Annotated in this window: 9 protein-coding genes; 5 read left to right on the top strand and 4 right to left on the bottom strand. The window is 64.5% G+C overall.

What is annotated here, in order from left to right; all coding sequences use genetic code 11:
- Positions 1 to 99: 99 nt before the first annotated feature.
- The 3 genes from VGH41_RS19590 (at position 100) to VGH41_RS19580 (ending at position 1,829) form a co-directional block, all read left to right on the top strand.
- A complete protein-coding gene (locus VGH41_RS19590; RefSeq protein WP_331599183.1) occupies positions 100 to 687 on the top strand; it encodes a nucleotidyltransferase family protein in 588 nt (195 codons plus the stop codon).
- 143 nt (positions 688 to 830) lie between these two features.
- On the top strand, positions 831 to 1,547 hold the full coding sequence (locus VGH41_RS19585) for a PIG-L deacetylase family protein (RefSeq protein ID WP_331599182.1): 717 nt from the start codon (positions 831 to 833) through the stop codon (positions 1,545 to 1,547).
- Between the two features lie 129 nt (positions 1,548 to 1,676).
- Positions 1,677 to 1,829, top strand: coding sequence for a hypothetical protein (locus VGH41_RS19580; RefSeq protein ID WP_331599181.1), 153 nt, complete (start codon positions 1,677 to 1,679; stop codon positions 1,827 to 1,829).
- 5 nt (positions 1,830 to 1,834) lie between these two features.
- Here the strand turns inward: VGH41_RS19580 and VGH41_RS19575 are convergent, their stop codons facing one another.
- Genes VGH41_RS19575 through aepX form a run of 3 tightly spaced genes read right to left on the bottom strand, consistent with a single transcriptional unit; the run spans position 1,835 to position 5,807 of the window.
- Entirely contained in the window at positions 1,835 to 2,902 is a 1,068-nt protein-coding gene (locus VGH41_RS19575) for a 2-aminoethylphosphonate aminotransferase (RefSeq protein ID WP_331599180.1), read from the bottom strand.
- 2 nt (positions 2,903 to 2,904) lie between these two features.
- The gene (gene aepY, locus VGH41_RS19570) at positions 2,905 to 4,077 is read right to left on the bottom strand and encodes a phosphonopyruvate decarboxylase (protein ID WP_331599179.1); all 1,173 of its coding nucleotides are present in this window, start codon (positions 4,075 to 4,077) and stop codon (positions 2,905 to 2,907) included.
- Positions 4,074 to 5,807, bottom strand: coding sequence for a phosphoenolpyruvate mutase (aepX, locus tag VGH41_RS19565; protein WP_331599178.1), 1,734 nt, complete (start codon positions 5,805 to 5,807; stop codon positions 4,074 to 4,076). The genes aepY and aepX overlap by 4 nt, the downstream gene beginning before the upstream one ends.
- A 1,174-nt stretch (positions 5,808 to 6,981) precedes the next feature.
- Here aepX and VGH41_RS19560 point away from each other — a divergent pair.
- Both VGH41_RS19560 and VGH41_RS19555 read left to right on the top strand, forming a co-directional pair.
- Complete coding sequence (locus tag VGH41_RS19560) at positions 6,982 to 8,523, top strand: methyl-accepting chemotaxis protein (protein ID WP_331599177.1); 1,542 nt, start codon at positions 6,982 to 6,984, stop codon at positions 8,521 to 8,523.
- 623 nt (positions 8,524 to 9,146) lie between these two features.
- Positions 9,147 to 10,883 carry a penicillin-binding protein 2 gene (locus tag VGH41_RS19555; protein WP_331599176.1) on the top strand — a complete coding sequence of 579 codons (1,737 nt, stop codon included), beginning with the start codon at positions 9,147 to 9,149 and terminating at the stop codon, positions 10,881 to 10,883.
- Positions 10,884 to 11,038: 155 nt separating this feature from the next.
- Here the strand turns inward: VGH41_RS19555 and VGH41_RS19550 are convergent, their stop codons facing one another.
- Positions 11,039 to 12,142: a GGDEF domain-containing protein gene (locus VGH41_RS19550; protein ID WP_331599175.1), complete on the bottom strand. Its 1,104-nt coding sequence runs from the start codon at positions 12,140 to 12,142 to the stop codon at positions 11,039 to 11,041.
- Positions 12,143 to 12,279: the final 137 nt, after the last annotated feature.

Raw genomic sequence — 12,279 nt, 5'->3', positions numbered from 1 at the left:
GGCATATCCGCCTTGGCATATCCGCGTCGGCGCATTCACGCTTGCCTTCCGCGGGCGTTGCGCCGCACAATTCCCCTCATCCCTTTCCTGGTGCCTCCCATGGCCTATGCCTCGCTCGCCACCGGCGTGCTGCTCGCCGCCGGCTACGGGTCGCGCTTCGATCCTGACGGCCTGCACAACAAGCTGCTCGCGCGCATGCCGGACGGCACGCTGGTCGCCCACGAAGCCGCACATCGGCTGCTGCTGGTCGTCACCCGCGTACTCGCGGTGGTGCGGCCCGGCTCGGAAGCGCTCGCGCGCATGCTCAACGACGCCGGCTGCGACGTGGTGTTCTCCGCGGATGCCGAACGCGGCATGGGTGCGAGCCTTGCCGCCGGCATCGAGGCCAGCGAAGACGCGGAAGGCTGGATTGTGGCGCTCGCCGACATGCCGCGCATCGCGGTGCCGACCATCGAGGCGGTCGCGCGCACGCTCGACGGCGGCGCATCGATCGTCGTGCCGGTTTATCAAGGTCAACGGGGACATCCGGTGGGCTTTGGCTCCGAGCATCGCGAGGCGCTGCTGTCGCTCGACGGCGACACCGGCGCGCGCGCCTTGCTGGCCGAGCATCAGGTGTTGCGGCTCGACGTCGACGATCCGGGCATTCTGCGCGACGTCGACACGCCCGAAGACCTGCGCGCCGTGTAGTCACTAGCGGGGCGGGCACACGCCTTGCGAGCCCGCAGAGGTTGCGCGCAAACCGCGTCAATACCGTCTAAGCTGAGGTGACATCGTCATTCCAGCCACGTCGACGGCAGCCCACGCGCTTCCCGAGAACCTACTGCGACCTCATGAGCGAAACCAGCCCGCGCCTTTTTGTCGTCTCTCCCCATTTCGATGACGCCGTGTTCGGCTGCGGCGCATTGCTCGCAACCCATCCTGATGCCGTCGTCTGTACGGTGTTCGCCGCACCCCCTGAGCAGGATATGCATACCGAATGGGACAGCAAGGCTGGCTTTGCGAGTGCGTATGAATCGATCCATGCGCGCACCCTCGAAGACAACCATGCGCTGGAGGTGCTGGAGGCGGTCCCCGTACGCATGCCGTTTCGCGACGGCCAGTACCTCGACTCGCCGTCCATCAGCACGCTCGCGGCCGCGCTCGAAGAAACCATCTACCGCTCGACCGCCAATACGCTCGTCATGCCGCTCGGCCTGTTCCATCCGGATCACGCGCTGGTGTACGAAGCCTGCTGCGAGGTTCTGCCGCGCCTGTCGCACCTCGCGTGGTTTGCGTACGAGGAAGCGCTGTACCGGCGCATCCCCGGCACGGTGCAGGCGCGCATGAAGGATCTGGCGGAGCGCGGCATCGTCGCCACCCCGGCGCATCCGGCCGCCGGCCACACGCTCGATGCAGAACGCCAGATCTTCCTGAAACGCGAAGCCGTGAACGCATACGAGAGTCAGCTGCGCGCCTTCGGTCCGCACGGCTGCGACGACGTGTTCTCCGCTGAGCGCTACTGGCAGCTCAGCGTGTCACGCGGGCCGGGGTTTCGCGCGAGGAGATAGCCGGCGGCGGCGAAGCTGCGGCAAGCATGCCCAGGATCGCCTACGCTATCAGGATCGGGACTCGCAATCGCGCGGCGGCCGGCGCCGCACATGCGCGTGGGTCCGCCGCGCCATCGCCGAGGTGACATCATGATCTGCCGCATCCACACCAGCCCGATTCCCGATCCGCACGCGGACCCGACGCGCGATCCGGAGGGCGATCCGTACGTGCCGCCGTCGCCGGGTCACCACAATGACGAGCCGCAGCGGCCCGAGGGGCCGCCCGACAAAGACCCGGTTTGACCGAATTACCGCGTCAGCTCGGTAAAGCCTTGCAGCAGCCGGTCGATATCCGCGGGCTGGATGTTGCCCATGGTCGAAATGCGGAACAACTCCGCCGACAGGCCGCCCTGTCCCGCATAAATCACGAAGCCGCGCGCCTTCAGCGCATCGTGCAGTTGCGCATAGCTGACGCCGTTGGGCAGACGGTACGCGCGCAAAACCACTGACGATTGCTCCGGCGCCAGCACGCACGCCATGCCGCGCCCGGCAAGCCCCACGCGCGCCTGTTCCGCGAGCGCCGCGTAGTGCGCGTGACGGGCGCGCCAGCCACCGGCGTCGGCCATTTCGCGCAACGCCTCGACGAGCGCGTAGTACGCGTGCACCGAGGGAGTGAACGGCGTATTGCGCTGCTCCTGCAGCTTCGCGAGACGTCCCAGGTCGAGGTAATAGGTGCGGCTCGCCGCTTGCGCGAGCGCCTCACGCCGCACCACGACGAACGACGCGCCCGGCACACCGTGCAGGCATTTGTTGGCGGTAGCGGCGACGGCTGCAATGGCGCTGTCCGCGAAGTCGATGGCTTCCGCGCCGAAACTGCTCACGCCGTCCACCAGCAGACGCACACCGCGCTCGCGGCACACGGCGGCAAGCGCCTGCAGATCGTTCAGACGCCCGGTGGTGGTTTCGTGATGAATCACCGCGACGTGCGTGAAATCGCCTGCGGCATCGAGTTGCGCGGCGATGCGCCCGAGGTCGGGCGCTTCCATCCAGTCGTGCTTCACGGTCTCGTGCGGGATGCGGTACTGGCTGGCAATCTGCGTGATGCGCTCGCCGTATACGCCGTTTTCGATCACCAGCAGCTTGCCGTGTTCCGGCACGAGCGCGGCAATCATGCTTTCGACGGCCGCCGTGCCCGAACCGGTCATCAGCACCGCTTGCCACTCGGCGGGGTCGAGTTCGTAGAGGCTCAGAAGGCGCGTGCGCGCTTCTTCCTGCAGATCGAAGAATTCACTCTCGCGATGGCACAGGTCGGTCTGCAGCAGGCTCTGGCGCACACGTTCGGTCAACGTCACCGGGCCGGGATTGAGCAGCAGCATGGTCAGGCTCCTTGAGCGGTGCCGATGTGGCGCATCAGGCGCGTCTTCACATCCGGCGGGGTGATGGTGGGACGCGGCAGACCGTCGGGCGTGCCGCGTCGGATCGCGAGGCGTACGAAACGCGGACCGCTCAGCTGCGGCGACGCAAAGAGTTCGTCGAGCACCGCCAGGTCGTCGCTTTCGACCGCGGACGCATAACCGCATGCCGCCGCCACGCCTGCAAACGACACTTGCGACGACACCGTTGCCTGGCCGCCGGTCGAATCGTGCGCGCCGTTATCGAGCAGCACGTGCGTGAGATTGGCCGGACCATACGCGCCGAGCGTCGCAAACGCGCCCATGCGCATCAGCGCGGCGCCGTCACCGTCGAGCGCGACCACGTGCAGATCGGGACGCGCGAGCGCAAGGCCGAGCGCAAACGGCGTCAGGCAGCCCATCGAGCCGACCATGTACAACTGGTTGGGGCGGTCGTCGAGCGCGTAGAGTTCGCGTCCGCAAAAACCGGTCGAGGCCAACACCACCGTCGATTCGGGCGGCGTGTGCGCAATCACGCGCTGCAACGCGTTCTGCCGCGTGGGCAATGCATCGGATGCGAGGCCGCGCCATTGCGCACGCGGTGCACAGGGCGTACGGCGCGCTGCCTCGCCGCCTTGCTTCAACTCGTAGGGCGCGACGCTGCCCTTTTGCATCACGAGCGCGTACGGGCGGCCCGTTTCGTCCATATGGGCGATCGCACGATCGAGCGCCGGGCCGATGGCATCAGCCTCGGTCGGGAAGGTCTCCCAGGGGATCTCCATCGTGTCGAGCATGGCGGGCGTAACGGGTCCCATCAAGGCATGCTGGGGTTCGTCCGCGACACCCGGCTGACCGCGCCACGTGACGATCAGCAGTTGCGGCAGACGAAACGTCCAGGTCAGCGAAGTCAGCGGACTTACAGCGTTGCCGAGGCCGGAGTTCTGCATCATCGTGACGCCGCGCCGGCCCTGACGGGCACCGAGCGTGACGCCCGCGATCAGCGCGACCGCATCGCCTTCGTTCGCGGCGGACACATAGTGCAGCGAAGGATCCTGCAATACGTAGTTGATGAACGGCGTCAGATACGAGCACGGCACACCGGCGTACCAGTCAAACCCGCGCTCGCGTGCCGCCTCGACAAACTGGGCGGCTTCGATCATTGCGCCTCTCCGCGTGCCGGAGCGCCGGCTGCAAACGGCGTTTGCGCATGGGCGAAATCGCCGGCGCGGCGGAAGTCTTCAAGATCGTTCACACCGCGCCAGTGACCGTGCACGTACTGCACTTCAATGCTTTCGCCCGCGTCGATCAGCGCGTTGAGCAGCGCCGGCATGTCGAGGGAATCGAAATCGGGACGCGCGCGCAAGGTGGCCAGCACCGCTTGCAGCCGCTCGCGTCCGGCGCCGCGCACATTCAGCAGACCGACCCAGCGGCCGTCCGGCAGTTTTGCCTCGCCCGACGCAGCGTCTTGCGGCTCGCTCGACACGCGGCGCAGCAGTACCGTGTTGCCGAACAGGCCGCGGTCGTCCGGCGCCGAGCACCATGCGAAATCGCGCACACTGGTGTTGACCGGCTCGGTCAGCGTCGAATCGACGACGACGCTGAAAGGCGCTTCGCTTTCGACCAGATCGCGCACGATGTAGCTGCGGAACAGCAGATCGCCGTACGAAATGACGGTATCCGTCTTGAGCGCGTCGACTGCGCAGGAGAGCGACACCAGCTCACCGGTTTGCGCATGACGTTCGTTGACGACGAGCTTGATGCCGGCGGTTTCGATGGCGTCGGCGCGATAGCCGCCGACCACGGTGATGTCGTTGACGCCGTGCTTCTTGAATGCGTCGACGAGCCAGCGCAACAACGGCTTGCCGGCGATCGGCAGCATGACTTTCGGACGATCTGCAGTAACCGCTTCGAGGCCGGCGCCGCGGCTTGCCGCGAGCACGACGGCCGAACCGGAGGCACGCGACGCCGACAGGTAGCGGTCTTCGGCTTCAGAATATTCGTCGGCGTCTTGCAGGCGGAAGATTTCGTTGACGGAGGCGACGCGGTCTTCGATATCGACGAGTGTTTCGCTATCGTGAATCTCTTTGGCGACGGCCTGCATGGCCGAGGTAGCGGCGCGGATCAGGTGGTTCGCCCAGATCACGGTGCTGATGCCCGCTTCGCGGAACACCTCGGTCGGCGTGCTGTAGTACTTGGTTGGCACGATCACGAGCGGGCCACGACCGGCCCATTCGCGGGCGAACTCGAGGATTTCGTCGGGGCGCGACAGTTTGCTGTGAATCAGGATGGCGTCGGCGCCGGCCTGGCGATAGGCTTCGGCGCGGCGCAGTGCTTCGTCCATGCCCCAGCCGGCGATGAGTGCTTCGACGCGGGCGACGATCGAGAAGTCGTCGTCGGTCTGCGAGTCTTTGCCGGCTTTGATCTTGCCGCAGAACTCGTCCATTTCGGCGAGCGGCTGGCGTTCGCCGTTGATGAAGCTATTGGTCTTGGGGAACTGTTTGTCTTCGATGCACACGCCGGCGATGCCGCGTTGTTCGAGCTTGCGCACGAGTCGCCGGACGTTGTTGAAGTTGCCGTAGCCGGTATCGCCATCGAGCAGGATGGGGAGGTCGCTGGCATCGGCCATGAATTCGAGGTTATCGACGACCTGCGTCCAGCTGGCTTCGTTGTTGTCGCGCACGCCGAATTGCGCGGAAATGGCGAGCCCGGAGCCCCAGATGGCCTTGAAGCCGGCTTCACGGACAATGCGGGCGGAGAGGCCGTTGTGGGCCTCCATCATGAATTCGAGGTTTTGGCTGGTGAGAAGCTGGCGCAGGCGGGTCGTGCGGGATTCGGGGTTTGTGCCGTTATTTGCGCTGCGCGCGGCGGCATTGGGTTCGCGGGCGTTCATCTACGGAGTTCTCCTGCTCAGGATTGTTTGCTTCGCTGTTCTGCTGTTCTGCTGTTTCAGTCGTGCTTTTTTTGGTCTTGCCGGCGTGGCACGTTATCAGTGCGGTTTCAAGCCGCGCTTTGTGCTTTGCGCTTCGCGCCATCAAACACCGGACTATATCGGAAATGAAAGCAACTCGTCTTTAAAGTGACTTGTTGTTGGTGTTTTTTGCTTTTTATTGGAGAAATGTGGTTTTTTTATTTTCTCTGGATAAGTCTGGATCTTCGCTTTTCTAATTTTTATATATTTTTAAATGGCGATCTGATTAATGTTTATTATATTTTAAGTCGTCTATTTTTATCTTGGCCATTCCTTGAATTGTTATCGGTCTATTAGCTTCGCCCCTGTGCGGGGCAGCACTCACTTTCTTTGCCGCCGCAAAGAAAGTAAGCAAAGAAAGCGGGCTCAAACCGCCAGCTCATAAGTGTCCCCCACTGCCATAAAACCAGAGTGGTGCGAGACAAGACCCGCTCTCGCATATCCAGCATTCGTGACAAAGGACTCATTCACCCCACTCCGCACTCCGTGCGTCGCGGACGGGCATGCATGGGAAAGCCGGGCCGCATTCGCGGCCCGTTGCCACCCGCTGTTTGCGTGTCGAATCGCGCTGCGATCCCCACCCACCGCGCCCTCCGAGGATGGTTATGCCCGACGGCGGGGCGCGCAGCGCAACGCTGGAGCGGATGAGTGCTGTGTCACGAGGGCGACTGTGCGAGGGCGGGTCTGGTGTTGGGCCGTTTCCGGTTTGCGACAGAGATGGCCACCTACTGGCTGGCGGTTTGAGCCCGCTTTCTTTGCTTACTTTCTTTGCGGCGGCAAAGAAAGTGAGTGCTGCCCCGCACAGGGGCGAAGCTAATAGACCGACAAGAATACAAGGAAAGGCCAACGCCGTAAGGCAACCAGCTAAACAGCGAAGCTAACAAACCAAAATCAGAACAAGGCCAACACCGTAAGGCAACCAGCAAGAACCAACGCCGCAGGCAAAAAAATCCAATATTAATCAGACAAAAACAAAAACCTGAATTTACGGGTAATCCCTGCTACGCAAAAAACAAACCAAAGCCGTAAACAACGAACACGCGTAGCCAAAAAACCAAGCCCCATTAAAAACATCTGAAAGATGACCCACCCCCCGATGACACTGAACAGAAAACTCGGATCGATGATCGCCGTCCTCTGGGTCGGCCTGATCCTGATCGGCGGTTTCGGCGCCTGGCAAAACCGCTCCTCGATGATCTCCGACCGTCGTGAACAGCTCACGGCCATCGTCCAGGAGTCCGCCAGCATCGCCAACCACTACTACACCCTCTCGCAACAACACGTCCTCAGCGAAGACGACGCCAAAAAACAGGCGCTCGGCGCCCTCGCCGACATGCGCTACGGCAAGGACGGCTACGTGTCCATCAACGACTCGCAGCCCGTCATGGTCATGCACCCCATCAAGCCGGAACTCAACGGCAAAAACCTCGCCCAGTTCGCCGACCCGGCCGGTAACCACCTCTTCGTCAATATCGTCACCGCGGGCAACCACGACGGCGGTGGCTTCGTCGACTACCTCTGGGCCAAACCCGGCCATGACCAGCCAGTCGCCAAAACCAGCTTCTCGCTGCGTTTCGCACCGTGGGACTGGTACATCGTCAGCGGTATGTACATGGACGACGTCCAGCAAGCCTTCTACGCCAACCTGATGATCTGGCTCGCCATCACCGTCGCGCTCGGCGCCGTCGCCACCATCGTCATGGTGCTCGTGCTGCGCAGCGTACGCCGCAGCCTCGGCGGCGATCTGGAAGTCGCCGTCGGCGCCGCCCAACGCATGGCGCGCGGCAATCTCGCCGTCGACGTCCCCGTGCAGGCGCGCGACACCGCCAGCCTCCTGCACGCGCTGCATACCATGCAGGCCGGCCTCGTCGAGACCGTGTCGCGAGTGCGTCTGGGCACTGAAAACATCAACATCGGCGCCACCGAAATCGCCGCCGGCAACACCGATCTCTCGCAACGCACCGAAGAACAAGCCGCCGCGCTCGTGCAAACCGCATCGAGCATGGATCAGATGACCGTCAACGTGAAGCAGAACGCCGACAGCGCCACCCAGGCCGCGCAACTCGCCGGCCAGGCCGCGGACGTCGCCACCCGCGGCAGCCGTGTAGTCGACGACGTCGTGCGTACGATGGGCGAAATCACCCACAGCTCGAAGCAGATCGGCGACATCATCGGCGTGATCGACGGTATCGCCTTCCAGACCAACATCCTTGCGCTCAACGCCGCCGTCGAAGCAGCCCGCGCCGGCGAACAAGGCCGCGGCTTCGCAGTCGTCGCGGCCGAAGTGCGCAGCCTCGCGCAACGCTCGGCCACTGCCGCCAAGGAAATCAAGGCGCTCATCGAAACCTCGACGAACACCGTCGAAGCAGGCGCGTCGCTGGTCGCCAACGCCGGTTCGACGATGGGAGAAATCGTCCACTCGGTGCGCCGCGTCAACGAAATCCTCGAGGAAATCAGCCACGCCTCACGTGAACAAAGCGCCGGCATCGAGCAGGTCAACCGCGCGGTCGGCGAAATGGATCAGGTCACCCAGCAAAACGCGGCGCTCGTCGAACAGGCCGCTGCCGCCGCCCATTCGCTGAAAGATCAGGTGAGCGTGCTGCGCGAAGCCATTGCGAGTTTCGCACTGCCGGCCTGATTACGGCGCACGGCGCAGGAAGCAAAAAAGAAGGCGCTCATCGAGCGCCTCGAAACACGCAGCGTCGGAGAGGACGCACTTATCGAACGAACCAGCCGCGCGAATTTTCAAATCCGCGCGGCTCTATCCAGCATTCTTTGGCGGCACGGCCTCCTTCGTCCGCGACCCGCGCGCATCCTCCCGGCGCACAAGACGTATCACCCGCCTGCGCCACCCCCTGCGTGCACTTCAGCCCACCCGAACCTGCCTCAACGCGTTTTCGTTGTACGGCGACGCTTCGGATAAGCCCGCCCGGCCACCCTCCCCATGCGTGATGCTCGCATCCAGATTACGTTCTCATTACAATCACCGCTGCAGCATACGGGCGTGGCGCAAAGCACTGACCTCGCTCGTCGCGCTGTTGGGCGACTTCGCGGCCCGCCTGCTGGCCGTGAGGTTTCGCAGGTCGCTCAAAGTCTTTATCGCCGCCCATATGCGCGGCGCTCACCCACCCGGCACACGCCCGCCAGCGTGCGCCTTCGCCAAGGGAGCACACTCGTGCCGCGACAAGCACATACCGCAATCCGGTTCGCCGGGCTGAGCCGGCGCCCCGCAGCCTCGCTGCGCTGCCCGTATCCGCATTCATGATCCAGCAGAAAAAATCGCGGCTACGCGATCCGCACGCGCCCGCCGCCGGGAATCCGGTCCTCACGTCGCGCTTGCCCAAGTGGCGCTCGACCTTCGTAATCCTGCTGATGTTCGCTGCCTTCGGCGCATTGGTGGGCCGCGCCTTCTGGATCCAGGTAGTCAATCAGGATTTCTACGTCGGCGAAGGCCAGAAGCGCTATCAACGCACCATCGAGCTCGACGCCACGCGCGGCCGGATTGTCGACCGCCACGGCTCGATGCTCGCCGTCAGCCTCGCCACCTACGAGATCTGGGCGACCCCGAAGTTAGTCGACGCGGCGGCCTTCGCTCCGCTCGCCGCCGTGCTCGAGATGCCGCTTGCGGAGTTGCGCCGGCGTCTGTCCGGCAACAAATCGTTCGTGCTCCTCAAGCGCCAGGTTGACGCGGATACGGCCAGCCGTCTCGACAAGCTGGGGCTTGCCGGCATCACGCAGATCGCCGATTCGAAGCGCTTCTATCCCGAAGGCGAAGCGGCGGCGCATGTGGTCGGCTTTACGGACATCGAAGATAACGGCCAGGAAGGAATCGAGCTCGCCGCCAACGCGCAGCTACTCGGCGAGGCCGGCGAACGCGAAGTGATCCGCGACCGGCTTGGCCGCGCGGTGTCCGACACGCGCCCGCTCGTGCCGGCGCAAAACGGCGCGACGGTGCAATTGACCATCGACCGCCGCATCCAGCAGCTCGCCTACGCGCAGCTGAAGGCGGCGGTGACGAGGCATAGCGCGGAGGCGGGCAGCGTGGTCGTGCTGGACGCGCGCAATGGCGAGATTCTCGCGCTCGCCAACTACCCGAGCTTCGATCCGAACGACCGTACTCGCCTGAGCGGGCGGCAGCTACGCAATCGCGCGGTAGTGGACACGTTCGAGCCGGGTTCGACCATCAAGCCGGTCGTAGTCGCGCTTTCCATGGACGCGGGCAAGGTGGGGCCGCAAAGCCTCATCGATACCTCGCCGGGGTGGTACAGGATCGGACCCGCGGTGATCCACGACACGTCGAACCACGGCGTGGTGACGGTGAGCGAAGCGGTGCAGAAGTCCAGCAACATCGCCCTCGCCAGACTTGCGCTCAACCTGCCGGCACAAACCATCTGGACCAAGTATCAGGAGTACGGACTGGGACGCAAACCGGCGCTGACATTCCCCGGCGTGGCGGCCGGCAAGGTGCGTCCGTTCAAACGCTGGCGGCCCATCGAACAGGCGACCATGGCTTACGGCTATGGGCTATCCGCCTCGCTGCTGCAGCTTGCGCAGATCTACACCGCCTACGCCGGCGACGGCACGATGCATCCGGCAAGCCTGCTGCTCGACCGCCCTCCAGAGGGACAGACCGACGCGCTTAACCCCGCCCGCGCCGGCCATGCAGTGACGACACCCGCCACGGCGAAGTCCATCCGGACAATGCTGGAAATGGCGGTGGGAGAAGGCGGCACGGGGCGCGCCGCGGCGGTGGAGGGGTTCCGCGTGGGCGGCAAGACAGGGACCGCGCGCAAGCAGGTGGGCGCGAGCTACGCGAAGAACCGCTATCGCGCCCTGTTTGTGGGCATGGCGCCGATGAGCGACCCGCGTCTGATCGTCGCCGTGATGATCGACGACCCGGCCGGCAAGGCGTTTTACGGCGGCACCGTGGCCGGTCCGGTATTCGGCGCTGTCACGGGCGGCGCGCTGCAGCTGCTGGGGGTGCCGCCCGATGCGTGAGCACCCATTCGAGGTGGCGGGAATGCATCGTTCCTGCGTCCGCTCTCGCTGATCGACCCGCAAAACGAGCGCTGCGAGACGAAGCTCCGCCTCGCGCAGCAGCGCGGCATCGAAAACTGTTGGAATGCCGAGGCAACCGGGTGAGCTGTCGCCCGCTAGCTTTTCCCGTCACCACCCGCCACTTCCACGCGATTGCGGCCATTGTGCTTGGCCTGATACATCGCGCGATCCGCTTCCTCGATCAGCAGCTGGCCCAAGCCGGCTGCCTTGTGCGCGGCGCCCACCATGGTGCGGGCTGCCACCCCGATCGACACGGTCAACGCAATCCGCTCGCCATGGTCGTCCTGCAGATCCAGTTGCTCCACCGCATGACGCACGCGCTCCGCTGCGACCAGCGCGTCGGAACGGTCACCCTGCAGCAGTGCCGCAAATTCCTCGCCGCCGTAGCGCGCCAGCGTATCGCCGAGCCGCACCTGCTGCCGCACGCAGGCCGCCACCGCGGCGAGCGCGCGGTCGCCCGTGAGGTGTCCGTAGGTATCGTTGATGCGTTTGAAGGAATCGACGTCAATGAAGAGGCACGCGACCGGCACCGAGTAACGCGCGGCCCGCAGGATTTCCTCGCGCAGCCGTTCATCGAAATAGCGGCGGTTGGCGAGGCCCGTCAGCGGATCGGTCATGCCCAGTTGCTTGAGGCGCTCGCGATGAGCGACGTTATCCAGGCTCGCCGTGACGATGTTCGCGAAGCGTTCGAGGATATCGGTCGCCATGCCTTCGCCGAAGCGCCCGGCGTCCCCGCTGCCGAGGCACAAATACCCCGACACCTTGCCGCCCGCAGCCAGCGGCAACACGATCGCGCTGGCGGGCGCGCCGGTGTCGCCGAAAAACGCACTGCGCGCGGTCTCGTCCATTTCCGGCACGCGGCCCAGCCACGGCCGCCCGGCTACGCACAGCCGCGACGCCGCAAGGCCGCCTTCGCGGCTGGTGCGCAGATTGTGCAGATTGAGCGAGCGCAGCGCGCCCGGTTCGAGCAGATCGCGCAACATCGGCGCGCGGTCGTCGAGCCAGACGCATACCGTCGCCAGCGCGAATTCCTTCGGCAACTGGACAAACAGCGTTTCGAGGAACGAAGCGAAATCCTGTGCTCCGATCAGGCGTAACTCCACATCCTGGAAGCGGCGCAGCGTGCGCTCGTTGTGCTGCACGGTGTCGACAAGCGCACGCAGGCGGTCGGAAAGTGGCGTTTGGGCGAGATTGGTCACGTTCAATAGTGCTGCCCTAAGGCGAAACGGGGTCGGCAGCCCCAACCCTTTTTATAACGGCCATTTCTGCCGGGTCTTGAGGGTCACGTCCACTTGCGGCACACGGCGCACCAATACGCCACGCATAAGGGGTGCAT

The sequence above is a fragment of the Paraburkholderia sp. genome (genome assembly GCF_036488795.1).
Classification (GTDB): domain Bacteria; phylum Pseudomonadota; class Gammaproteobacteria; order Burkholderiales; family Burkholderiaceae; genus Paraburkholderia.
This window is presented reverse-complemented; position numbering and strand designations above follow the sequence as displayed.